This is a genomic window from Pseudomonas abieticivorans, assembly GCF_023509015.1.
Lineage (GTDB): Bacteria > Pseudomonadota > Gammaproteobacteria > Pseudomonadales > Pseudomonadaceae > Aquipseudomonas > Aquipseudomonas abieticivorans.
Map to the genome: position 1 here is coordinate 1,807,501 of NZ_CP094975.1, position 24,768 is coordinate 1,832,268.

20 protein-coding genes and 2 pseudogenes (1 of these 22 only partly in view) are annotated in these 24,768 nt (G+C 61.4%); 15 read left to right on the forward strand and 7 right to left on the reverse strand.

Going from position 1 to position 24,768, the window contains the following annotated elements; all coding sequences use genetic code 11:
- A protein-coding gene (locus tag L9B60_RS08175) for a CoA-acylating methylmalonate-semialdehyde dehydrogenase (protein WP_249677938.1) crosses the window boundary here: on the reverse strand, positions 1-829 show its 5' portion. The gene continues 665 nt to the left of window position 1, outside the view; the window shows 829 of its 1,494 coding nt (coding positions 1-829); the start codon lies at positions 827-829; its stop codon lies off the left edge, out of view.
- A gap of 64 nt (positions 830-893) precedes the next feature.
- Positions 894-2,240, reverse strand: coding sequence for an omega-aminotransferase AptA (gene aptA / locus L9B60_RS08180; RefSeq protein WP_249677941.1), 1,347 nt, complete (start codon positions 2,238-2,240; stop codon positions 894-896).
- A gap of 120 nt (positions 2,241-2,360) precedes the next feature.
- On the opposite strand from aptA, the gene L9B60_RS08185 reads away from it, so the two are divergent.
- The 10 genes and pseudogenes from L9B60_RS08185 to L9B60_RS08230 all read left to right on the forward strand — a co-directional run bounded on the left by L9B60_RS08185 (position 2,361) and on the right by L9B60_RS08230 (position 13,746).
- Entirely contained in the window at positions 2,361-3,278 is a 918-nt protein-coding gene (locus tag L9B60_RS08185) for a LysR family transcriptional regulator (RefSeq protein WP_249677944.1), read from the forward strand.
- A gap of 158 nt (positions 3,279-3,436) precedes the next feature.
- Positions 3,437-4,834 (forward strand): uracil-xanthine permease family protein, encoded by a 1,398-nt coding sequence (locus L9B60_RS08190; protein ID WP_249677946.1) that lies wholly within the window; start codon positions 3,437-3,439, stop codon positions 4,832-4,834.
- An 88-nt stretch (positions 4,835-4,922) separates the two neighbouring features.
- Entirely contained in the window at positions 4,923-5,585 is a 663-nt protein-coding gene (locus tag L9B60_RS08195; RefSeq protein WP_249677949.1) for a TetR/AcrR family transcriptional regulator, read from the forward strand.
- 23 nt (positions 5,586-5,608) lie between these two features.
- Positions 5,609-6,190 (forward strand): IMPACT family protein, encoded by a 582-nt coding sequence (locus tag L9B60_RS08200; protein WP_249677951.1) that lies wholly within the window; start codon positions 5,609-5,611, stop codon positions 6,188-6,190.
- Positions 6,191-6,690: 500 nt separating this feature from the next.
- On the forward strand, positions 6,691-8,247 hold the full coding sequence (locus L9B60_RS08205; RefSeq protein WP_249677953.1) for an ABC transporter ATP-binding protein: 1,557 nt from the start codon (positions 6,691-6,693) through the stop codon (positions 8,245-8,247).
- Between the two features lie 12 nt (positions 8,248-8,259).
- Positions 8,260-9,364, forward strand: a pseudogene (locus L9B60_RS08210) (ABC transporter permease).
- Positions 9,364-10,290, forward strand: coding sequence for an ABC transporter permease (locus L9B60_RS08215; protein WP_249677955.1), 927 nt, complete (start codon positions 9,364-9,366; stop codon positions 10,288-10,290). Before L9B60_RS08210 ends, L9B60_RS08215 begins: the two are co-directional and overlap by 1 nt.
- Positions 10,291-10,338: 48 nt before the next feature.
- On the forward strand, positions 10,339-11,019 hold the full coding sequence (locus L9B60_RS08220) for an SDR family oxidoreductase (protein WP_249677958.1): 681 nt from the start codon (positions 10,339-10,341) through the stop codon (positions 11,017-11,019).
- A 143-nt stretch (positions 11,020-11,162) separates the two neighbouring features.
- Entirely contained in the window at positions 11,163-12,518 is a 1,356-nt protein-coding gene (locus L9B60_RS08225; protein WP_249677960.1) for an 8-oxoguanine deaminase, read from the forward strand.
- Between the two features lie 298 nt (positions 12,519-12,816).
- Complete coding sequence (locus L9B60_RS08230; protein ID WP_249673659.1) at positions 12,817-13,746, forward strand: IS110 family RNA-guided transposase; 930 nt, start codon at positions 12,817-12,819, stop codon at positions 13,744-13,746.
- 84 nt (positions 13,747-13,830) lie between these two features.
- Here the strand turns inward: L9B60_RS08230 and L9B60_RS08235 are convergent, their stop codons facing one another.
- Positions 13,831-14,919, reverse strand: a complete 1,089-nt coding sequence (locus L9B60_RS08235) for a calcium:cation antiporter (RefSeq protein ID WP_249677962.1) — start codon at positions 14,917-14,919, stop codon at positions 13,831-13,833.
- 257 nt (positions 14,920-15,176) lie between these two features.
- Between L9B60_RS08235 and L9B60_RS08240 the strand changes: the two genes are divergently transcribed.
- The 3 genes from L9B60_RS08240 (at position 15,177) to L9B60_RS08250 (ending at position 18,304) form a co-directional block, all read left to right on the forward strand.
- Positions 15,177-16,259 carry a BMP family ABC transporter substrate-binding protein gene (locus tag L9B60_RS08240; protein WP_249677963.1) on the forward strand — a complete coding sequence of 361 codons (1,083 nt, stop codon included), beginning with the start codon at positions 15,177-15,179 and terminating at the stop codon, positions 16,257-16,259.
- Positions 16,260-16,303: 44 nt separating this feature from the next.
- The gene (locus L9B60_RS08245) at positions 16,304-17,272 is read left to right on the forward strand and encodes a 2-oxoglutarate and iron-dependent oxygenase domain-containing protein (RefSeq protein ID WP_249677965.1); all 969 of its coding nucleotides are present in this window, start codon (positions 16,304-16,306) and stop codon (positions 17,270-17,272) included.
- A 78-nt stretch (positions 17,273-17,350) separates the two neighbouring features.
- Complete coding sequence (locus L9B60_RS08250) at positions 17,351-18,304, forward strand: adenosine deaminase (RefSeq protein WP_249677967.1); 954 nt, start codon at positions 17,351-17,353, stop codon at positions 18,302-18,304.
- Between the two features lie 63 nt (positions 18,305-18,367).
- Here the strand turns inward: L9B60_RS08250 and L9B60_RS08255 are convergent.
- From L9B60_RS08255 to vimR, 3 genes and pseudogenes are all read right to left on the reverse strand, one after another.
- Positions 18,368-19,736 (reverse strand): annotated as a pseudogene (locus L9B60_RS08255) (MFS transporter).
- 135 nt (positions 19,737-19,871) lie between these two features.
- Positions 19,872-20,588 carry an ArsR/SmtB family transcription factor gene (locus L9B60_RS08260; protein WP_249677968.1) on the reverse strand — a complete coding sequence of 239 codons (717 nt, stop codon included), beginning with the start codon at positions 20,586-20,588 and terminating at the stop codon, positions 19,872-19,874.
- A 637-nt stretch (positions 20,589-21,225) separates the two neighbouring features.
- The gene (gene vimR / locus L9B60_RS08265) at positions 21,226-22,152 is read right to left on the reverse strand and encodes a transcription regulator VimR (protein WP_249677969.1); all 927 of its coding nucleotides are present in this window, start codon (positions 22,150-22,152) and stop codon (positions 21,226-21,228) included.
- A 114-nt stretch (positions 22,153-22,266) separates the two neighbouring features.
- On the opposite strand from vimR, the gene L9B60_RS08270 reads away from it, so the two are divergent.
- Together L9B60_RS08270 and L9B60_RS08275 are read left to right on the forward strand one after the other, a co-directional pair.
- Positions 22,267-23,280, forward strand: coding sequence for a zinc-binding alcohol dehydrogenase family protein (locus L9B60_RS08270; RefSeq protein WP_249677971.1), 1,014 nt, complete (start codon positions 22,267-22,269; stop codon positions 23,278-23,280).
- 123 nt (positions 23,281-23,403) lie between these two features.
- A complete protein-coding gene (locus L9B60_RS08275; RefSeq protein ID WP_249677972.1) occupies positions 23,404-23,574 on the forward strand; it encodes a hypothetical protein in 171 nt (56 codons plus the stop codon).
- On the opposite strand, the gene L9B60_RS08280 is transcribed toward L9B60_RS08275, so the two are convergent.
- Complete coding sequence (locus L9B60_RS08280) at positions 23,571-24,752, reverse strand: multidrug effflux MFS transporter (protein WP_249677974.1); 1,182 nt, start codon at positions 24,750-24,752, stop codon at positions 23,571-23,573. The two genes, L9B60_RS08275 and L9B60_RS08280, sit on opposite strands and share 4 nt — an antisense overlap.
- Positions 24,753-24,768: the final 16 nt, after the last annotated feature.

The following is a 24,768-nucleotide window of genomic DNA, read 5'->3' on the forward strand; positions in this document are numbered from 1 at the left end:
CACACGAACCATAGGCTGCGCCCATTAGGGCGCTGACGGCGTTGTCCAGATCGGCATCAGGCATCAGCACCGCGTGGTTTTTCGCGCCGCCCAGTGCCTGCACGCGTTTACCGCGCTTGGTGGCTTCGCTATAGATGTATTCGGCGATCGGCGTGGAACCCACGAAGCTCAGGGCTTTGACTTCGGGCGCTTCGATCAGCGCGTCCACTGCTGCCTTGTCGCCGTGTACTACGTTCAACACGCCAGCGGGCAAGCCGGCTTCGAGCAGCAACTGGGCGATATAAAGGGTAGAGCTTGGGTCACGTTCCGACGGCTTGAGGATAAAGCAGTTGCCGCAAGCGATCGCCAACGGGTACATCCACAATGGCACCATGGCCGGGAAGTTGAACGGCGTGATACCGGCTACCACGCCCAGCGGCTGGAAGTCGGACCAGGCGTCGATGTTAGGGCCCACGTTGCGGCTGTACTCACCCTTGAGAATTTCAGGAGCAGCGGCGGCGTATTCGACGTTCTCGATGCCGCGCTTGAGTTCACCGGCAGCGTCTTCCAGGGTTTTGCCGTGCTCTTGGCTGATCAGCTGGGAGATCGTGTCGATGTTGTCTTCCAACAATTGCTTGAAGCGAAACATGACCTGGGCACGCTTGGCCGGCGGCGTGTTGCGCCAAGCCGGGAAAGCCGCCTTGGCCGAATCGATGGCCTGCTGGACGGTTTCGCGCGAAGCCAATGGCACTTTGTGGATGGCCTGACCGGTGGACGGGTTGTACACATCGGCAAAACGGTCGTTGCCGGAAACCAGATCGCCATTGATCAGGTGCTGGATGTTGCTCATGGAAAACTCCTAACGAATTGGCACGGGAGCGAGTCAGCTCGCTCCTTATATATAGAGGGAGAGATCAGTCGATCTGGTTGAGCGCTTCACCGACCGCATCGAACAGGCGATCCAGGTCCTGGGGTTTGGCATTGAAGGTCGGGCCAAACTGCAGGGTGTCGCCGCCGTAACGCACGTAGAAGCCGGCGTTCCAGAGCTTCATCGAAGCCTCGAACGGGCGCACGATCGCGTCGCCATCGCGCGGGGCCAACTGGATGGCACCGGCCAGGCCGAAGTTGCGGATGTCGATAACGTTCTTGGTGCCCTTGATGCCGTGCAACACGCTCTCGAAATGTGGTGCCAGTTCGGCAGAAGCCTGCACCAGGTTTTCCCGTTGCAGCAACTCCAGTGCAGCCAGGCCAGCGGCACACGCTACCGGGTGAGCCGAGTAGGTATAGCCGTGTGGGAATTCCACCGCGTACTCAGGCGTCGGTTGGTTCATGAAGGTCTGGTAGATCTCGCTGCTGGCGATCACCGCGCCCATCGGAATGGCGCCGTTGGTGATTTGCTTGGCGATGCACATCAGGTCCGGGGTCACCCCGAACGTGGTAGCGCCGAACATGCTGCCGGTACGGCCGAAGCCGGTGATTACTTCATCGAAGATCAACAGGATGTTGTGCTGGTCGCAGATTTCGCGCAGGCGCTTGAGGTAACCCTTGGGTGGCGGCAGTACACCGGCGGAACCGGCCATGGGTTCGACGATCACCGCGGCGATGTTGGAGGCATCGTGCAACTCGATCAGCTTGAGCATTTCATCGGCCAGGGCAATACCGCCCGCCTCTGGCTCGCCCTTTGAAAATGCATTGCCAGGCAATACGGTGTGCGGCAGATGGTCGACATCCATCAGTTGGCCGAACATCTTGCGGTTACCGTTCACGCCACCCAGGCTGGTACCGGCGATGTTCACGCCATGGTAGCCACGGGCACGGCCGATCATTTTGGTCTTGGTGGCCTGGCCTTTCAGGCGCCAGTAGGCACGCACCATTTTCACCGCGGTGTCGGCGCACTCGGAGCCGGAGTTGGTGTAGAACACGTGGTTCAGATTACCTGGGGTCAGGTCGGTGATTTTCTCGGCCAACTGGAACGACGCCGGGTGGCCGTATTGGAATGCCGGGGAGTAGTCGAGCACGCTCAATTGACGGGCAACGGCTTCCTGAATCTCTTTACGGGTGTGGCCAGCACCGCAAGTCCACAGGCCCGACAGGCTGTCATAGATTTTGCGGCCTTTGTCGTCCGTCAACCAACTGCCTTCGGCGGCCACGATCAGGCGCGGGTCACGCTGGAAATTTCGGTTGGCCGTGTAGGGCATCCAATGAGCATCCAGTTTGAGCTGGCTGGCAATTCCGAGCGGAGCGTTTTCAGGCAAGTTCATGATCGTGGGACCTCGCAGGGCGACAGTGATGACGAGCGTTGTTGTTGCAGCTAAGTTGTCACGACGATAAAGTCTGAAAAACCCTACTCTTCTAATCTTTAGTTAGCTGGTTACTAAACAATGAGCCGCCGCCCCGACCCGCTTGCCCAAGTCAGTGATTTTGACATCCGCCTGTTGAAAATTTACCGCAGCGTAGTGGAGTGCGGTGGCTTCTCGGCCGCCGAGAACGTATTGGGCATAGGCCGCTCGGCTATTAGCCAGCAGATGAGCGACCTTGAGCAGCGGCTGGGTTTGCGCCTGTGCCAGCGCGGGCGCGCCGGTTTTTCGCTGACCGAAGAGGGCCGCGAGGTGTACCAATCGGCGCTGCAATTGCTCAGCGCCCTGGAAAGCTTTCGCACCGAGGTCAATGGCCTGCACCAGCATTTGCGCGGCGAACTGAACATCGGCCTGACCGACAACCTGGTCACCCTGCCCCACATGCGCATCACCCACGCCTTGGCTCAGCTCAAGGATCGCGGGCCGGACGTGCGCATTCAGATCCGCATGATCGCGCCAAGCCAGGTGGAACAAGGCGTGCTCGATGGCAGCCTGCACGTGGGGGTAGTACCGCAAGCAAGCCCGCTGTCAGGCCTTGAGTACGCGCCGCTCTACAGCGAACGCTCGTTGCTGTATTGCGCAGTCGGCCACCCGTTGTTCTACGCCGCCGATAGCGAACTGGATGACACGCGCCTGAACCAGCAGGACGCCATCGCCCCCACCTTCCGCCTGCCGGCAGAGATCCAGGCCCAGTATCAGGCATTGAACTGCACCGCCAGCGCCTCGGATCGCGAAGGCATGGCCTTTCTGATCCTGACCGGGCGCTTTATCGGCTATTTGCCCGACCACTACGCCAGCCTCTGGGTGCAACAAGGCCGGTTGCGAGCACTGAAACCAGCGCAACGCTTCTACGACCTGAGCCTTTCGTGGGTCACGCGCAAGGGTCGCCGCCCACATTTGGTGCTGGAAAGCTTTTTGGAAAGCCTGGCCGCCACGCGCTAAAAGCAGCTAAAAACTAATTTTTTGACATAACTTATTGTTTATTAAGCAATTTATATAAAACGACCATTTTAAACCTGAGCACTTGGACAGCTTTTTGCACAAGCATTGGGTAACAGAGGAATCCACTGAAACCTCGAACCCGTGCCGAGAGCCTGAACATGCCACCAGAATCGCCCTCATCCAACGACCTGATCTACGGTTTGAATGATCGACCCAAGCCCCTGCCGGCGATCCTTGCGGCCCTGCAACACGTGCTGGCCAGCTTCGTCGGCATCATCACACCGCCACTGATCATTGGCTCTGCGCTAGGCCTCACTGCCCACCTGCCGTACCTGATCAGCATGGCGCTGATGGTTTCCGGCGTAGGTACTTTCATTCAGGCTCGTCGGCCATTTGGCATCGGCGCCGGGATGATCTGCCTGCAGGGCACCAGCTTCGCCTTCCTGGGCGCGGTGTTATCGGCCGGTTTTATCGTCAAGACCCGCGGTGGCAGCCCGGAAGACATCATGGCGATGATCTTTGGCGTGTGTTTTTTCGGCGCGCTGGTGCAGATCGTGCTGAGCCGCTTCATTGGCCAACTGCGTCGGGTGATCACCCCGCTGGTGACCGGCATCGTCATCACCCTGATCGGCATCAGCCTGATCAAGGTGGGCATCACCGACCTTGGCGGCGGCTTCGGTGCCCCGGACTTCGGCGCACCGGGCAACCTGGGCCTGGGCGCGTTTGTGCTGTTCGTGATCATTTTGCTGAACCGCTCGAACACCCCATGGATTCGCCTTTCAGCGATCATCATCGGCTTGATCGCAGGCTGCATCGCCGCCTGGTTCAGCGGCAAGCTGGTGCCACAAGCGCTCCCCGACCTGCCCCTGGTCAGCCTGCCGATCCCGTTCAAGTTCGGCTTCAGTTTTGACTGGACCGCCTTCTTGCCCGTGGCCCTGATCTACCTGATCAGCACCATCGAAACCGTAGGTGACCTGACCGCCAACTGCATGCTGTCCAAGCAGCCCATCACTGGCCCCAGCTACATCAACCGCCTCAAAGGCGGCGTGCTGGGCGACGGCATCAGCTGCATGCTGGCCGCAACCTTCAGCGCATTTCCCAACACCACCTTTGCGCAGAATAACGGCGTTATCCAACTGACCGGCGTGGCCAGCCGCTACGTGGGCCTGTACATCGGCGCGATCCTGTTCCTGCTGGGCCTGGTGCCAGTGATCGGCGCGGTGCTGCAGCAAATTCCGAAACCGGTACTGGGTGGCGCCACCCTGGTGATGTTCGGCAGTGTCGCCGCCGCCGGCGTGCGCATCCTGGCCCAAGGCCCGCTGGACCGGCGCAACATGCTGATCATCGCCACCTCGTTCGGCGTCGGCCTGGGCGTAGCGTCGCAACCCAACCTGTTGCACCTGCTGCCCAAGCTTGCACAGAACCTGTTCGACTCGGCCATCACCAGCGGCGGCATCACCGCATTGGTCATGTGCCTGCTACTGCCTGAGCCAAAAAACAGCTCGCAAACCACCGAGCTTGCGCTGGAAAACGACGGACTTAAAACTCGCGTTTGACTGTTTTTGGTCACAGAGCTTGTCTGAAAAGTGTGGGTGCGCTATCAACGCAGTCAGTTGCGCCCACACGATCTGTCCGGAACCGCCTATGACACTCGAAGTCCCTGCGCACAGCGCCCATCATGCTGGCAAACCAGCCAGTCGCATTCGCCAGAAAAACGAAGAAACGATAATCCAGGCCGCCGAAGACGAGTTCGCCCGCCACGGTTTCAAAGGCACCAGCATGAACACTATCGCGCTGAATGCCGGGCTGCCCAAGGCCAACCTGCATTACTACTTCACCAACAAGCTGGGCCTGTACATCGCAGTATTGAGCAACATCCTGGAGCTTTGGGACAGCACCTTCAACAACCTCACTGCCGAAGACGACCCAGCCCAGGCGCTGACCAAATACATCCGCGCAAAAATGGAATTCTCCCGCCGCCACCCCCAGGCGTCGCGGATTTTCGCCATGGAGATCATCAGCGGTGGCGAGTGCCTGAATGAATATTTCAGCCAGGACTACCGCGCCTGGTTCGCCGGCCGTGCGGGCGTGTTCCAGGCCTGGATCGACGCCGGCAAGATGGACCCGGTAGACCCCGTGCACTTGATCTTCCTGTTGTGGGGCAGCACCCAGCACTACGCCGACTTCTCTACCCAGATTTGCCGCGTGACCGGCCGCACGCGCCTGACCAAACAGGACTTTGAAGAAGCCAGCGATCAATTGACCCGTATAATCCTCAAAGGCTGCGGCCTCACACCCGTCCACTGAGTGCACTTGCGGATCTGCAACACATGCCTTTTACCCTGTTGGGACCCTGCCAATTGCGCGAGGAAATTCGCAAGAGCCGCTTCATTACCCTGGCCGCGCCGATTGAGTCAGTGGCCGATGCCCAGGCGTTTCTCGACCAATACAGCGACCTGAACGCCACGCATAACTGCTGGGCCTGGAAGCTGGGTGGCCAGTACCGCAGCAACGACGATGGGGAACCTGGCGGCACGGCCGGGCGACCGATACTGGCAGCGATAGAAGCCCAGGATTGCGACCAGGTGGTGGTGTTGGTGATCCGCTGGTACGGCGGCATCCAATTAGGCACCGGCGGTTTGGCCCGGGCCTACGGCGGTGGCGCCAACAAATGCCTGCAACAGGCGCAAAAGCGTGAGCTGATCAGCCGGGTGCCATTGAAATGCGCGTGCAGTTTCAGTGAGCTCGCGCTGGTCAAATTGCGCATTGCCGAGGCTGAGGGCGTGGTACTGAACGAAGACTTCACGGCTAACGGCGTGGACCTGCAACTGGCCCTGGGCCGTGAGCGGATCGAAACGGTGCAGCGCCAACTGGCCGACCTGAGCCGCGGCCGTATTCTCCTGGAAGAATAACGGCGCAGCAGCAGGTTGCCCACATCTGCTGTGCACCTGGGTGTGGATAACCTTGGGGTATCGCGCTGCAAGCCTTGTACCACGTGGCTTTGAGCCATCTGATCAAAAAACAGCCAAACCTCAGTGCGCGCGATAAAAAACACCTTCAATCAGCCAGTTAGCCGCGTTTAGCACCATTGGAAAATAGCACGGGCGCGCTTATACCCGCTGCGGACGCTTTCGCACAATAACAGTGGAATAACCTGTGGATAACCCGTGTACGACCGCCGCGTTTGCCGGTACGAAGCCACCTCCTTGGAATTGATCATTTTTTGATCATTCGCGCGAGCGCCAAATCAAGTCATGCCGGCCGGTAGCGCCCCGCAATAGTGCTTGTTCCCTCTACGAGAATGTCACCTCCCCCTTCAAAGCCCGCGTAATAGGGCTTTCGCAAAATTTCCTGACCTACTGGCCAGGAAATTGCTTTATGCACAGGCGTCCCACTCTGACCCGAGCCTGTCATGTCAAACCCTGCGACCCCTTCGCGCCTGCAACTGCGGGCCATCAGCAAGCGCTACCCCGGCTGCCTGGCCAACGACGGCATCGACCTGCACATCGCTGCAGGTGAGATTCACGCCCTGCTTGGCGAGAACGGCGCTGGCAAAAGTACCCTGATGAAGATCATCTACGGTGTTACCCAGGCCGATAGCGGCGACATTGTCTGGCAAGGCCAGAAGGTCAACATGCGCAACCCGGCCCAAGCCCGCCAACTGGGGATCGGCATGGTGTTCCAGCACTTCTCACTGTTTGAAACCCTGACCGTGGCGCAGAACATCGCCCTGGCCATGGGCGCAGGTCAAAGCCCCAAGCAACTGGAACCGAAGATCCGCGAGGTGTCCGCCCGCTACGGCATGAGCCTGGAACCGCAACGGCTGGTGCACAGCCTGTCGATCGGCGAGCGCCAACGCGTGGAGATCATCCGCTGCCTGATGCAGGACATTCGCCTGCTGATCCTCGATGAACCTACCTCGGTACTCACGCCGCTGGAGGCCGATGACCTGTTCGTGACCTTGCGCCGGCTGGCCAGTGAAGGCTGCAGCATTCTGTTTATCAGCCACAAGCTGGGCGAAGTTCGCGCCCTGTGCCACAGCGCCACCGTGCTGCGCGGCGGGCGCGTGTCCGGGCATTGCGTCCCGGCGCAGTGCTCGGACCTTGAGCTGGCGCGGTTGATGGTGGGTGACGCCGAAGGCCTCAGCGCCCATTACCCTAAAGCCGCAGGTGGCGCGGATTTCCTGCAGGTGGCGAAACTCTCCTGGCCTAACCCCGATCCTTTCGGCTGCTCGCTTGCCGAAGTCGACCTTAGCGTACGCAGCGGCGAAATAGTCGGCATTGCCGGTGTTGCCGGTAACGGCCAGGACGAACTGCTAGCACTGCTCAGTGGCGAACAAACCTTGGCTTATCCACAGCGCGAAACCCTGCGTTTTGCAGGCCAAGCCGTCGGCCACCTGCGCCCCGATGCGCGTCGCAGCCTGGGCCTGGCCTTCGTGCCGGCCGAACGCTTGGGCCACGGCGCCGTGCCGGAGTTGAGTTTGGCCGACAATGCCCTGCTCACGGCCTTCCAGCAGGGTTTGGTCAGCAACGGCATGATCCAGCGTGGGAAAGTGCTGCAACTGGCTGATGAAATCATTCGCCGCTTCGGCGTCAAAACCCCGGACGCCCAGGCCCCTGCCCGCAGCCTGTCGGGCGGCAACCTGCAAAAATTCATTCTTGGCCGTGAAATCCTCCAGCAGCCCCGCCTGCTGGTCGCCGCCCATCCGACCTGGGGGGTGGACGTGGGCGCCGCTGCCACTATCCACCGAGCGTTGATTGCCTTGCGCGACGCCGGCGCGGCGATCCTGGTGATTTCCGAAGACCTGGACGAACTGTTCCAGATCAGCGATCGCCTGGGCGCCTTGTGTGGCGGGCGGCTCAGCGCCTTGAAAGCGACCGCCGACACCACCCAGGTCGAATTGGGCGGCTGGATGGCCGGCCGCTTTGAACATGCCCCTACACCTCACACCGCCGCCGCCCTGGCTTGATGGAGTTTGTCGATGTTGCTTTCACTCGAACCGCGCGGCCAGCAATCGCGCGCCATGCTCTGGTTTTCACCGCTGCTAGCGGCCGTACTGACCCTGGCGTGTGGCTCGCTGCTGTTCATTGCCCTGGGCCATGACCCGCTGCAAACCCTGTATACCCTGCTGATTGCACCGGTCAGCGACCTGTACGGCGTGTCCGAACTGCTGGTCAAGGCACTGCCGATCCTGCATCTGTGCCCTGGGCCTGGCCGTGGCCTACCAGGCGCGTATCTGGAACATCGGCGCCGAAGGCCAACTGCTGATGGGCGCCTTGGCCGGTAGTGCCCTGGCGGTGAACATCATCGACATGGAAAGCCGCTGGGCCCTGGTCATGGTGCTGGCCTTGGGCACCTTGGGCGGCGCAGCCTGGGCCGGGCTCACGGCGTGGCTGCGAACCCATTTCAATGCCAACGAAATCCTCACCAGCATCATGCTCAATTACATTGCGCTGAACCTGCTGCTGTATTTCGTCCATGGCCCGCTGAAAGACCCGGCCGGCTTCAACTTCCCGGAGTCGGCGATGTTCGGCGATGCCAGCCGGTTGCCCACGCTGATCGACGGCGACCGCGTGCACGCCGGTCTGTATTTCGCCCTGCTCGCGCTGGTGGCGGTGTGGGTGTTGCTGCAACGCAGCTTCGTCGGTTTCCAGATCAAGGTACTGGGGCTGGACAAGCGCGCCGCAGGCTTCGTCGGCTTTCGCGAAAAACGTTTGGTGTGGTTCGCACTGCTGATCAGCGGCGCATTGGCCGGCCTTGCCGGTGTCTGCGAAGTCACCGGGCCCATTGGCCAGTTGGTGCCGCAGGTTTCGCCCGGCTATGGCTATGCCGCCATTACCGTGGCCTTTTTGGGCCGTTTGAACCCGATTGGCATCGTCTTTTCCAGCCTGTTGATGGCGCTGCTGTACCTGGGCGGTGAAAACGCCCAGATGGCAATGAACCTGCCCCAGGCCATCACCCAATTGTTCCAGGGCATGATGCTGTTCTTCCTGCTCGCCAGCGATGTGCTGATCCTTTACCGCCCGCGCCTGAAACTGCGCTGGGGGCGCCGTGCCACTTCGACCGCGACCGTGGGGGCGCTGTGATGGATATCGACCTGCTGAGCAATATTCTGTTTGCCATGGTGCGCTGCGGCACACCGTTGCTGCTGGTGGCCTTGGGCGAACTGATCTGTGAAAAGAGCGGTGTGCTCAACCTGGGCCAGGAAGGCATGATGCTGTTCGGTGCGGTGATCGGCTTCATCGTCGCCTTCAGCACCGGCAACCTTTGGCTGGGCGTGTTGCTGGCGATGCTGGCCGGCATGCTGCTGTCCTCATTGTTTGCCCTGGTGGCGCTGGTGTTCAACGCCAACCAGGTGGCCACCGGCCTTGCCCTGACCATTTTTGGCGTGGGCTTGTCGACCTTCGTCGGCGCGGCCTGGGTGGGCAAACCACTGACCGGTTTCGAGCCGATCGCGGTGCCGGTGCTGAGCAACATCCCGTTGATCGGCCGCATGCTGTTTGCCCAGGATTGGCTGGTGTACCTGTCTTTCGTACTGTTCGGCGGCGTGGCCTGGGTGATTCTGAAAAGCCGCGTGGGCCTGATCATCCAGGCCGTCGGCGAAAACCCCGATGCGGCCAGCGCCATGGGCCTGCCAGTCATCACCGTGCGCACCCTGGCGGTGCTGTTCGGCGGCGCCATGGCGGGTCTGGCCGGGGCGTACCTGTCGCTGGCCTACACGCCGATGTGGGCCGAGAACATGAGCGCTGGCCGCGGCTGGATCGCCCTGGCCCTGGTGGTGTTCGCCAGCTGGCGGGTATGGCGCCTGCTGCTGGGGGCCTGGCTGTTCGGCCTGACCAGCATCCTGCACCTGGTGGCCCAGGGCATCGGCTGGTCGATGCCTTCCAGCCTGCTGGCCATGCTGCCGTACGTCGCCACCATCGTGGTGCTGGTGTTGCTGTCGCGCGATGGCTTGCGCACCCGGCTGTTTGCCCCCGTTTCATTGGGGCAACCGTGGAAGCCGGGGCACTGACGCCGATTGACGCTATGCTGTTGGCTCGACTTTCAAAGGAGCCAGCACATGACTGCCAAGCACGCACTGATTATCGGCGCCTCTCGTGGGCTGGGCCTCGGCCTGGTCCAGCGCTTGAAAGAGGATGGCTGGGATGTAACCGCCACCGTGCGCGACCCGCAAAAGGCCGAGGCCTTGCGCGCCGTCGCCGGCGTGCAAATCGCCCAACTGGACATGGATGACGCCGCCCAATTGGCGACCTTGGTCACCCAACTGCAAGGCCAGACTTTCGACCTGCTGTTCGTTAACGCTGGCGTCAAGGGCCCGGCCAACCAGAGCGTCGACCTGGTCACCCAGGCCGAGATCGGCGCGCTGTTCTTCACCAACGCCGTGGCGCCGATCCGCCTGGCCCGGGAGTTCGTCGGGCAGCTCAACGGTAACGGCGTGATCGCCTTCATGAGTTCGGTACTGGGCAGCGTGACCATCCCGGATGCGCCGGACCTAACCCTGTACAAGGCAAGCAAGGCGGCGCTCAACTCCATGACCAGCACCTTCGTGACCACCCTGGCGGAAACCAAACTGACCGTGCTGTCTTTGCACCCAGGTTGGGTGAAGACCGACATGGGCGGCGAAGGGGCTGACATCGACGTGCAAACCAGCACCCGCGGGTTGATCGACCAGGTTGACGCCTATGCCGGCAAGGGTGGCCACCATTTCGTCAACTACCGCGGTGAGGTGCTGCCTTGGTGAAGTAGCGGCGAGCCTCACACTCACCAGTATTCGCCCACAATTATTGTGTGGTAACCTGCGATCCGCGCATTCGCGCCCCTGGATCAGCAGACAGGGCAACACTGAGCTGGCTAACCTGAACCCACTTTCAGAGGAGCCGGCCAATGCCTGCGACCCGTATCTGGTTGAAAAACCCCCTCGCGATCTTTACCGCCAACGCCCTTGATGCCCGAGGCGGCCTGGTGATTGAAGGCGGCGTGATCACCGAAGTATTAGCGGCCGGGCAAGCCCCCGCCCAACCTTGCGCGCAAGTGTTCGATGCCCGTGAACACGTGATCCTGCCCGGCCTGATCAACACCCACCACCACTTCTACCAAACCCTGACCCGCGCCTGGGCGCCGGTGGTCAACCAGCCGCTGTTCCCGTGGCTCAAGACCCTGTACCCGGTCTGGGCCCGCCTGACCCCGGAAAAACTGGCCCTGGCCACCAAGGTCGCGCTGGCAGAATTGCTGCTGTCAGGCTGCACCACCGCGGCCGACCACCACTACCTGTTCCCTGATGGCTTGGAAAACGCCATCGACGTGCAGGTACAAACAGTGCGCGAACTGGGCATGCGCGCCATGCTCACCCGCGGCTCCATGAGCCTGGGCGAAGCCGACGGCGGCCTGCCGCCCCAGCAAACCGTGCAACAGGGTGAAGTGATCCTGGCTGACAGCCAGCGATTGATCGAGACTTACCACGAGCGCGGTGCCGGCGCACACATCCAGATCGCCCTGGCGCCGTGCTCACCGTTCTCGGTCACCCCCGAAATCATGCGGGCCAGCGCAGACCTGGCCGTGGCGCACGACGTGCGCCTGCACACCCACTTGGCCGAGACCCTGGACGAAGAAGATTTCTGCCTGCAGCGCTTCGGCCTGCGCACCGTGGATTACCTGGACAGCGTCGGCTGGTTGGGCCCGCGCACCTGGCTGGCCCATGGCATCCACTTCAACCCCGACGAAATCGCCCGCCTGGGCCAGGCCGGCACCGGCATCTGCCATTGCCCAAGCTCGAACATGCGCCTGGCTTCGGGCATCTGCCCTACCCTGGAGCTGATAGAGGCCGGCGCCCCCGTAGGTTTGGGTGTCGACGGCTCGGCCTCCAACGACGCCTCGAACATGATCCTGGAAACCCGCCAGGCCCTGTACCTGCAACGCCTGAAGTACGGCGCCCAGGCCATCACCCCGGAGCTGGTGCTGGGCTGGGCCACCCAGGGCTCGGCAAAACTGCTGGGGCGCAGCGACATTGGTGAATTGGCGGTGGGCAAGCAGGCCGACCTGGCGCTGTTCAAACTCGACGAACTGCGCTTTTCCGGCAGCCATGACCCAATCAGCGCACTGCTGCTGTGCGGCGCCGACCGGGCCGACCGAGTGATGATCGGTGGCCAGTGGCGCGTAATCGACGGGCAGGTCGAGGGCCTGGACCTCAAAGGCCTGATCGCCGACCACCGCCAGGCCGCCAGCCAGCTCATCAACGCCTGATCCGCCACCGTGTAGGAGCGGATGGATCCGCGAAGATCGCGCCCCGGTTTCACTAATGCACCGCGGCGTTCTTTTCGCGGATCAATCCGCTTGTATCTGCAGAGGTGGTTAGACTTTGAGGTGAGAGCGGTGAGTAGCAAGCTGTTAATCCGTTGTGCTTGAAGCACGTGTAGGAGCAAAGCTGCTACCCACCTCTTCACTCTGGCGATAAAGCCCGAACAGTTGAACGAGCACCACTCGAATACAAGCGTGGGCCACGCCAGAGCGCTCTCACTCACAAGTGTAGGAGGGTCTGGCCATGTTGTCTTGGATTGGGATCGACGTTGCAAAAGCTAGCCTTGAAATTGGAATCAAGCCTCAAGGCATCACTTTCACTACTTCAAACGACCACGAGGGCCTAGCCCAGCTAGAGACTTGTCTTGGCCAACTTGAGGTCGGGCGAATTTTAATGGAGGCGACCGGCGGATACGAAAAGCTGGCTCTGCGCACGCTTCAGAAGGCTGGTCACAACGCCGTTTGTATCAATCCTGTTCGGGCTCGCCAGTTCGCAGAGGCGATGGGCAAAAGAGCTAAAACGGACAAGATTGATGCATTGGTCTTAGCCGACTTCGCATCGAAAATCGACGATTGTCGCAGCCAGGCATCGACTCCGGAGCGCGATGAGCTCAGGGAACTGGTCAAGCAGCGTGATCGGTTCGTCCAGCAGCGTGATGACAATAAGCGTCGGCTCAAGCAAGCCAACTCGGCGGTGGTCATCGCCAATTTCAACCAGCACATTAAGCACTTGCGCGAGTTGATCAAACAGCTGGACAAGGTAATCAAGCAAGCCACGAAAAGCGTGGACTCCGACAGAGCGAGGCAACTGATGTCGGTAAAAGGCGTCGGCCCTGTCACAGTGGCAAGCTTGCTGTGCTACTTGCCAGAGCTTGGCTCACTGGACCGACGTGAGATAGCGGCCCTGGTCGGTGTGGCGCCCTATAACAACGACAGCGGCAACCGCTCTGGGCCGCGAAGTATCTGGGGTGGCCGAGCAAAAATGCGACGAGTTCTATACATGGCGTGCTGGGCTGCCATCCTGAGCAACCCGGAATTCAAAATGCGCTATAGCACGTTATGTGCGCGCGGAAAGTGCTCTAAAGTCGCTGTAGTAGCCTGTATGCGAGTATTTATCGTGAGGCTCAATGCGATGGTCAGGGATGGCACGGCCTGGAAGGCACAAGCGGCATGAAAGACTTGATCGCACTGAAAAGCAAAGCTTTGCAGTGCGATCAAAATTTAAGGCGGAAGACAGTTGCTCCTACGGGGGTATGGATTACAGGCCCAGGAAGGCCAACATGATGAACGTGGCAAACAGCACAAAGTGGGTCATCCCTTCGATGGCATTGGTTTCGCCATCGTTGAGGTTGATCGCGCTGACGATCAGCGTGATCGCGATCATCACGGTTTGCACCGGGGTCATCGCCATCTGAAACGGCTGGCCGGTGTACAGGGCCATGGCCTCCATCACCGGCACCGTCAGGATCACCGTGGACAGCGACGCACCCAAGGCGATGTTCACCACCGATTGCATGCGGTTGGCCAAGGCTGCGCGCAAGGCGGTCAAAATCTCTGGCGCCGCCGAAATCGCCGCCACGATGATGGCTGTCAGCACCGGCGGTGCGCCACTGCCCTCCAGGCCATAGTCCAGGGTTTTGGACATCACCTCGGCCAGCGCCCCAATCACGGCCACCCCGAATACCAACGTGCACACCGACAGCGTCAGGTTGACCGGCGGTGCGTCTGGGTTCGGCCGTTTGCTTTTGCGTTTTTGCGGGTAGCTGTAGCTGAAGAAGTAACTGTGCGGCCCCACCTGCATGCGCAAGAACAAGGTGTACAGAATCAGCATGGCGCCGATGGTGAACGCCGAGTAAAGCTTCCAGTCGCCTTGCGGGATGAACTCGGGCACCACCATCGACACGCCCATGGCGGTCATAATCATCACGCTATAAATGCGCGCCGAGTCGTCATTGTAGGATTGCTCGCCATGCTTGATCCCGCCCATCAGCGCCGCCAGGCCGAGGATACCGTTGATGTCGAGCATCACCGCCGAATAGATGGTATCGCGCACCAGGGTAGGCGAGGCCTCGTTGCTCATCATGATGGCCAGGATCACCACCTCCACCAACACCGCCGACAACGTCAGGATCATGGTGCCGTAAGGGTCGCCGACTTTCTCGGCAAGTATCTCGGCGTGCTGCGCCACTTGCACCGACGCGCAGACGATGGCCGCGATCAGCACGATGCCGGCGATCAAGGCCACGTTGTGGCCATGGCCCAGTAACAGCGGCTCCAGCGGGTAGGCCAGTGCCGTGACGATCAGAGCCAGCAGCAGGAATTTTTCTTGCTTGAACAGGTTAAGCATTGCAGTCCTTGAGGTGTGAATAGCGAGTGCAGTCCCTTACAGACTGTAGACGCTAACGGATCGTTTCCTTGGATCAGCCCGCGCACCAAGCCGACGCACGCACTAGCCCCAGGCGCACCGGCAAGTACCACGCCCGGCGATTGGCACGCCCGTACAACGCGACTTGCGGCTTTGTTGTCCTATTGGTCAGTTTTTTGCATTGGGTATCGAGCCTTATCTGTCCCCATCCCTAAAAAAGAAAATGGAGCTCGACCCACATGCAAAAACGCCCGTTGAAGAAACTGTTCGGTGCCTTGGCAATCGCGGTAGGCCTGGCCAGCAGCCTGGCCGCCAGCGCCGCCGACCCGTTGAAAGTCGGTTTCGTGTACATCGGCCCGATCGGTGACCACGGCTGGACCTACCAGCACGAGCAGGGGCGCAAGGCGCTCGTGGAAAAGATGGGCGACAAGATCACCACCAGCTATGTGGAAAACGTGCCGGAAGGCGCTGACGCCGAGCGGGTGATCCGCAACATGGCCAAGGACAAGTACGACCTGATCTTCACCACCTCGTTCGGCTACATGAACCCTACCGTGAAGGTTGCCAAGCAATTCCCCAACGTCATCTTCGAGCACTCCACCGGCTACAAGCAGGAAAAGAACCTGGGTACCTACCTGGCGCGCACCTATGAAGGGCGCTACGTGGGTGGCTTCCTGGCGGCCAAGATGACCAAGACCAAAAAAGTTGGTTACGTGGCCTCCTTCCCGATCCCGGAAGTGATCCGCGACATCAACGCCATCCAGTTGGCCTTGAACAAATACAACCCCGGCACCGAAATGAAAGTGGTGTGGGTGAACTCCTGGTTCGACCCGGGCAAAGAAGCCGATGCCGCCAACGCCCTGATCGACCAGGGCGCCGACGTGATCTTCCAGCACACCGACAGCCCGGCACCGATCCAGACCGCCGAACGCCGTGGCGTGTATGCCGTGGGTTATGCCTCGGACATGGCGCACTTCGGCCCCAAAGCCGTGCTGACCTCCATCGTCAACAACTGGGCCCCGCACTACATCGCCACCACCCAGGCCGTGCTTGACCACACCTGGAAATCCCAAGACTTCTGGGGTGGCCTGGCCGATGGTACGGTCGAACTGCCGATCAGCGACGTAGTGCCGGCTAACGTCAAGGCCGAAGCCGAACAGATCATCGCCGACATCAAGAGCGGTGCCTTCCACCCCTTCACCGGCCCGATCAAGGACCAGAAAGGCGACGTGAAAATCCCGGCCGGCAGCACCGCCACCAACGCCGACCTGGCCTCGATGAACTACTACGTCGAAGGCCTGACCGCGACCATCCCACAATAATAAAGACCGGGGGCGCACCCACGCCCCCACACCGGAGCACCGGCATGAACAGCCTTCCCATCATCAACATCGCCCCCCTTTACCAAGCCGACGAGCAGGGCTGGCAAAGCGTTGCCGACGCCATCGATCAAGCCTGCCGCCAATGGGGCTTTTTCTACATCAAAGGCCACCCGATCAGCGCCGAGCGCATCGGCCAACTGCAAGCTGCCGCCAAGGCCTTCTTCGCCCAGCCGCTTGAACACAAGCTGGCCATCGACATCACCCAAACCCGCCACCACCGCGGCTACGGCGCCATCGCCACCGAACAGCTCGACCCGTCGCTGCCCAGCGACCTGAAAGAAACCTTCGACATGGGCCTGCACCTGCCGGCTGATCACCCCGACGTGCTGGCGGAAAAGCCCCTGCGCGGGCCCAACCGCCACCCGCACATGGCCGGCTGGGAAAGCCTGATGGAGCAGCACTACCTGGACATGCAGGCCCTGGCGCAAACCCTGTTGCGCGCCATGACGGTGGCCTTGGGCATCGACCGGGATTTCTTCGACCAACGCTTCGAGGCACCGGTGAGCGTGCTGCGCATGATCCATTATCCACCGCGCCAGACCGCCACCTCGGCCGAGCAGCAAGGCGCCGGGGCCCATACCGATTACGGCTGCATCACCCTGTTGTACCAAGACAGCGCCGGCGGCCTGCAGGTGCGCAACGTGGATGGCGAATGGATCGACGCACCGCCCATCGACGGCACCTTCGTGGTGAACCTAGGCGACATGATGGCGCGCTGGAGCAATGACCGGTACCTGTCCACCCCGCACCGGGTGATCAGCCCGTTGGGTTGCGACCGCTACTCCATGCCGTTCTTCGCCGAGCCGCACCCCGATACCCGCATCGAATGCCTGCCCGGCTGCCAAAGCGCGGAGCAACCGGCGAAATACCCGGCCACCACCTGCGCCGAGTTCCTGCTGTCGCGCTTCGCCGATACCTATGCCTACCGGCGCGAGTTGGACGAAGCGATATGAACCTGCTGGTCAGGAAATGCCTCGTTACAGGTTTAACCGCTGTAGAATGGCCGGATATGCACCTGATGAGACACTGTTATGTACGACTGGCTTAACGCCCTGCCCAAGGCCGAACTGCATTTGCACCTGGAGGGTTCGCTGGAGCCCGAGTTGCTGTTCGCCCTGGCAGAACGCAACAAGATCGCCCTGCCGTGGAACGACGTGGAAGCCCTGCGCGGCGCCTATGCCTTCAACAACCTGCAGGAGTTCCTGGACCTGTACTACCAGGGCGCCGACGTGTTGCGTACCGAGCAGGACTTCTATGACCTGACCTGGGCGTACCTGCAGCGTTGCAAGGCGCAGAACGTGATTCACACCGAACCGTTCTTCGACCCGCAAACCCACACCGATCGGGGCATCCCGTTCGAGGTGGTGCTCAACGGCATCAACCAGGCCCTCAAGGATGGTCGCGAGCAGTTGGGTATCGGCAGCGGCCTGATCCTGAGCTTTTTGCGCCACCTGAGCGAAGACGAAGCCGAGAAAACCCTCGACCAGGCCCTGCCGTTTCGCGATGCGTTCGTGGCCGTGGGCCTGGACAGCTCGGAAATGGGCCACCCGCCGAGCAAGTTCAAGCGCGTATTCGATCGCGCCCGCGGCGAAGGCTTCCTGACCGTAGCCCACGCAGGCGAAGAAGGCCCGCCGGAGTACATCTGGGAAGCCCTGGACCTGCTGAAAATCCAGCGTATCGACCATGGCGTGCGTGCCATAGAAGACGAACGCCTGATGCAGCGCATCATCGAGGAGCAAATCCCGTTGACGGTGTGCCCGCTGTCCAACACCAAGCTGTGCGTGTTCGACCACATGAGCCAGCACAACATCCTCGACATGCTCGAGCGTGGCGTGAAGGTCACGGTGAACTCCGATGACCCGGCGTACTTCGGTGGCTACGTGACCGAAAACTTCCATGCCCTGCACACGCACCTGGGCATGACCCAGGATCAGGCCAAGCGCCTGGCGCAAAACAGCCTGGATGCACGCCTGATCAAGCACTGACCTGGCGCTTCATGGGTACCGGTGCCCCTACGACCTGCGTAGGCGCACAGGTACCTGCGGGCATCAACCTGCCAACTCCTCCAGCGTGCGGCCCCGCGTCTCGATCCCGAACAACCCGACAATGACCGCCGCCAGCACAAAGCACAGCGCACCCAGGGCAAACACCCCGCCCCTGCCCGGTGATGGGGAACACCAGGCCCGTCACCAACGGCCCCAGCAACGACCCCACCCTACCAACCGCCGAAGCGAAGCCTGAACCCGTGGCCCGCGCCGACGTGGGGTACAACTCCGGCGTATAGGTGTAGAGCACCGCCCACATGCCAAACAGAAAAAACTGCATCAACAACCCCGAGGCGATCAGCAGCCCGACGTTGCCGCCAAACACCGCACTTTGCCCGTAGACGAACGCCATGGCGCCCCCGCCCAGCAGGGTCAGCACGCACGTCGGCTTGCGCCCCCAGGCTTCCACCAACCAGGCCGCCACCAGAAAGCCCGGGATACCGCCCAGGGAAATCAGTACCGTGTAGTACACCGACTGCGTCACCGCGAAGCCCGATTGCTGCAGCAATGCGCTCAACCACGACGTCAGCCCGTAGAAACCCAGCAGGGCGAAAAACCAGACGCTCCAGATCATCAACGTGCGTTTGCGATACAGCGGCGACCACAGGGCATAGAACGCCGATAGAAAGCCTGGGGGTGCCGATTTACCGCGCGGCAGTGCCACGGGCGTGGGCAACTGGTCGATCTTGAGCGACGCCATCACCTTGGCCTCGATGCCAAGGAGCACCCGGTCGGCCGCAGCCTGCCGGCCAACCTGCTCCAGCCAGCGCGGCGACTCGGGAATGAAAAAACGCACCGCCAACACGAACACCGCCGGCACGGCCAACACCAGGAAGATGTCGCGCCAACCCACCAACGGCAACAGGAAGTAGGACAGTACCCCGGCGGCGACGAAGCCCAACGGCCAAAACCCATCCATCAAGGCGATGTAGCGGCCGCGGTTCTTGGCTGGGATCAATTCGGAAAGCATCGACTGGGCAATTGGAAACTCCATGCCCATGCCGATCCCCAGCAGCACCCTGAACAACGTCAGGGTTTCCAGCGACTGCGCGGTGGAACACAGGTAGCTGGCCACCCCCCACAAGACGATGCTCCACTGGAACACCGGTTTGCGGCCAAAACGATCAGCCAGCATGCCGGACAGCGAGGCCCCCACCACCATGCCGAAAAAACTCGAACTGGCCAGCAACCCAGCTTGCGCCGTACTCAAGCCGAACTCGGCTTTGATCGAGCCCAGCAGGAAGGTCATCATGGCCAGGTCCATGGAGTCGAACAGAAACGCCAGGGCGATCACCAGGAATATCAGCCGGTGATAACCGCTCAGGGGCAACCGTTCCAAGCGCTGCGCCGCGCTGTAGTCGTCGTTAGCCATGCTGCACTCTCTCTGCCGGTTTGCGTGCATCGAGTGTGCGTCATCAACCAGGCAGGCATTGCCTGGGTGCGACCCGGCAGGTCCCACCTGCGACGCCGACCGCTCTAGATCAAGCGGCGCAGGCACTCGACAGGGCTACACCGCAGACATGAGCTCCACCTCCCGGGCAATCTTGCCGATCTCGCGAGCCCCGGTGGCCGTCAACTGCAAGGCGCGCGGCACATCGCAGGTACGCAACCATCCCGACTGGATGAACAGCTTCATCAGGCTGGCCCCCAGCGCACCGCCCAAGTGGGGGCGCCGATCATTCCATTCGCTGCAGCCGCATACCGGGTGGTGCTCACGATGGGCCAGGGCCTGTATGAAAATGCCGTAGCGGGCAAAATGCAGGCTGCCTTTTTGCGTGACTTCCAGGCGCTGATCCTGCTTTTCAATCCATCCGGCATCGAGCATGCGCTGGAACAGTTCGACTGCCACCTCGCCCCCCAGATGGTCCTGGCAGGCTCGAGCCTTGCGCATCGACAAGGGGGGCCGGGCCTGCACCGGGCTACCATCGCTAACCTGCAAGTCGGCATTGGCGACCAACACACTGGCCAATGCCTCGACAGCCGCGCCGACTTCGGGTGCCGCCAGCTTGAAAAACCGCTTGCGGCCACGCGCCTCGAGCTTGAGCAACCCACCGGCCGACAATCGCGCCAGGTGAGCGCTGGCCGATGAGGGTGAAAGCCCGACCAATTGGGCCAGCTCTTCCGAGGCCCGAGGCGAACCATCGATCAATGCCCAGACCATCGCACTGCGTTTGGGGTCGGCCAGCAGCATGGCGATCTGGCTGATGCTAGGTGCAAGTTCCATGTGTTCACTCCCTGTTGAAACATTAGTTTATCGGGCACTCGGAAAGAGGCCTTCAAACAGCGCCAACGAAGAGGGAACGACCGTCGAACCTCGCGAAATGCGCACTTCCCGCAAAGGCCTGTACTGACAAGACAGCAATGGCCAGTCATGCAGCAAAGACCTTCGGGTACTGGACGTTCGACCTGGGTCTGCCACGGCACGGCGATCGCGCAGGCGAGTTTCGTGTCTCATGGCTTCAGGCGCCACCGTGACCCATTCACGGTAGGACCGGACTCGGCAAAGGCTGTGCCCTTCCCGTTGGGATAGCTGCCGTATTGATTATAAGCCGGTGAACTTGTACAAAATTGCACGAAAATCCAGAGCGTTTTATTTCCTGCAAAGGGTAGGCAAACCTCAGCACAACAAATGGGCGACGCCGGCCTGACGTGGCATTCCACTTCTTTATCGCAAGCTTGCCAGATGGGGCCTTGCGGGGTGCCAAAGGGAAAAATCAGATTGAGCCAATGTTGCAAATACCTACAGGTAAAGTTCATAAAAGAGTCAACACAAGTCTCTTATGAACTACTTTCATCACTGTTTGTAGATGTAAAAACTGGTCCGAATCGAGGGCTCGGCACGCAAAAATGCAGAAAAGTTGTCAACTAATGACTGGGGCAGGCAAAAGCCTCGATAACTGACCACAGCGTTCTTTGAGCAATTCACGCAAGCGATTGACCGGCGGGTTCAGTTGCGCACGGTGCGCGCACAGCAGGTTCAAGGGGGCCCGTTCGCCTTGCCACTCGGGCATCAGCACGCACAAGCGCCCCGCGACCACGTCGCCCGCCACGTCCAGCCATGACTTGTAGGCGATGCCCGCGCCAGCCAACGCCCATAGCCGCACCACATCGGCGTCGTCACTGAAGCGATCCCCGGTCACCGTCAGGCACACCTCACGCCCCTTGGCATGCTCCAAGCACCAGCGGTCATGCACCCGGCCACCGAGCATGTACAGCAGGCAATTATGCTGGGCCAGTTGCTCGATATGCTGCGGCGGGCCTCGGCGGGCCAGGTAATCGGGCGACGCGCACAACACCCGGCGGTTATCGCTGCTGATGGGCAGGGCCACCAGGCTTGAGTCCTCAGGCTCGCCATAACGCAGGGCGATGTCCACCGGTTGGCGGAACAAGTCGGCGATGCGATCGCCCAGCAACAAACGCACCGTAAGCCGTGGGTGTTCGCGCTGGAACTCGTCTAGCCACGGCAATAACACGTTACGGCCAAAATCGGACGGGGCCGACAACTGCAGCACGCCACTGACCTCATCCTGGCCACGAGCCAACAATCGGCGCCCTTCCTCCAGGCTGCCCAGGGAGGTGCGCGCGTACTCCAAAAAGCCCTCGCCTTCGGCGGTCAAGCGCAGGCTGCGGGTAGAGCGCGTCAGCAGGCGAACGCCCAATTGCCGCTCCAGGCGCTTGAGCGCAGCACTGGCCACGGCCGGGGAAAAATCCATTACCCGCGCCGCTGCCGATAGGCTGCCCAGGTCGGCGGCGCGCACGAACAACTGCAAGTCATCGAAACGAAGCATGGTCGATTATCAAAAAAATATTGAAAGAGCCTGCGAGTTTCGCCGGCTTTTATCAGCAAGTCGATTGGTTAATCATGGGCACCAGCGTATTTATCCCTTTGAAGGAGCCCCGTCATGAAAGCCATCGCCTACTACACATCGTTGCCCATCAGCGACCCGGCCGCGTTGCAGGACGTCGACCTGCCCGAACCAACCCCGGGCCCGCGGGACTTGTTGGTAGAGGTCAAGGCCATCTCCGTGAACCCGGTCGACACCAAGGTGCGCCAAGGTGTGCAACCGGAACATGGCAGCGCCAAGGTGCTGGGGTGGGACGTGGCCGGCGTGGTGCAGGCCGTAGGCAGCGAGGTCAGCCTGTTCCAGCCGGGTGACAAGGTGTTCTATGCCGGCTCCATCGCACGCGCAGGTGGCAACAGCGAACGCCACGTGGTGGACGAGCGGATTGTCGGGCACATGCCAAAAACGCTGGGCTTTGCTGATGCCGCGGCCTTGCCGTTGACTGCCATTACTGCCTGGGAGCTGCTGTTCGAGCGCCTGCAAATTGCCGAAGGCCAAGCCGACCTCGGGCAAAGCCTGCTGATCGTCGGGGCCGCCGGCGGCGTGGGTTCGATCCTCACCCAACTGGCCAGCCAGCTCACCGGGCTGACCGTGATCGGCAGCGCATCGCGCCCGCAAACCCAGGCCTGGGTGCGTGAGCTGGGCGCAGACCATGTGGTCGACCATAGCCAGCCGCTCAGCGAGGCGCTCAAGCAGGCCGGCGTGCAGGCCGTGACCCACGTCGCCAGCCTGACCCAGACCGACCAGCACCTGGACCAACTGGTGGAGGCCTTGGCGCCACAAGGCCGGTTGGCCTTGATCGATGACCCGAAAAGCCTCGACGTGAGCAAGCTCAAGCGCAAGAGCCTGTCCTTGCATTGGGAGTTCATGTACACCCGGTCGCTGTTTGAAACCGCAGACATGCTGGAGCAGCACAAACTGCTCAACCGCGTGGCCGCGCTGATCGACGCCGGCACCTTGAAAACCACCGTGGGCGAGCACTTCGGTACCATCAATGCAGCCAACCTGCGCCGCGCCCATGCGCTGCTGGAAAGCGGCACGGCCAAGGGCAAGATTGTATTGGAAGGCTTTTAAAGCAGGCGATGGACGGTCATGCCCGGGGGTGGCATGACCGTCAGTCCGGAGACCTCGGCGCGACGATTCTTTCTCCGGTCACAGGTCTACACTTGGGTACTTTCTCACCTGAGGACCTCGACCATGAAGATTCTGCTCAACGAATTGGCGAAACCCCAGGGCAGCCACTGGCAGGTGCAAATGGACCAGCACGTGGTGACCTTTCGCAGCGAAGCCGAGGCCCGCGCCTTTATCGCCACGTTGCAAGCGCGCCTGCAGGCGCCCCATGTCATCGCCCGTACCGCCCGCGCTTAAAAGCCCCGCGCCAACTGCCAGCGGCGTGTCACCATGGCCAGCGACACCGCCAATGCACCACAGACGCTGATCACCAGCGCCATGGGCACTGCGCTGCCGTCGTACAGCACTCCGACCATGGCCGAGGCAGCGGCCGCCACGCTGAACTGCAGGCAACCGAGCAAGGCCGAGGCGCTACCGGCGCGGGCGCCCTGGCCGTTCATCGCGCACGCCGAGGCATTGGGAATGATGCAGCCCAGGCTTGCGATGCAAACGAACAGGGGCAGCAACAGTGGCCACAAGGCCGTGGTGTGCAGGCTGGTCACGGCCAACAGGCCCAGCCCCGCCAGCAAGTAAATCCAAACAGTGCGCGCCAGCAAATGCGCGGGGCCACGCTTGGACAACAAGCGCGCATTGATTTGCGCGACGATGATAAAACCCGCCGCGTTGCTGCCAAATAACCAGCCGTAATGCTCCGCGGGCACACCGTACAACTTGATGAACACGAATGGCGAACCGGCGATGTAGGCAAACATCCCGGCCATGGCGATACCACCGGTCATCGCATGCCCCAGGAACACCCGGTCCTTGAGCAACCGGCCGTATTGCCCCAGCGCCCCGCTGAGCGGCTGGCGCGGGTGGCTGGCCGGCATGCTTTCAGGTAGGCCCAGGTACACCGCCAATGCCGCGCCAGCACTGAACAGGGTCAGAATCAGGAAGATCCACTGCCAGCCCCAGGTGTTGACCAACAGCCCGCCAAGCATCGGCGCCAAGATTGGCGCCAGGCCCATCACCAGCATCAATTGCGAAAAAACCTTGGCCGACTGCACCGCATCGCACTGGTCACTGACGATGGCCCGCGACAGCACCATCCCGGCACAACCGCCCAGGGCCTGGACAAAGCGCGCGACGATCAGCCATTCAAGGTTGGGCGCGAAGGCGCAGGCAAAGGACGCCACGGTAAACACCCCGACGCCCACCAGCAGCGGCACGCGGCGGCCGAAACGGTCGGCAATCGGCCCATAGGCCAGTTGTCCGATGGACAGGCCGAGGAAATAGGCCGCCAGGGTGGTCTGGATATGCTGCTCGTCCGTGCCGAACGCCAGCGCCATGGCCGGGAAGCCCGGCAGGTAGAAATCGATGGCCAACGGGCCGAAAGCGCTCAAGGCGCCAAGAATGAGGATGCTTCTGAGGTTCATCGGTAATCCAGTGCCC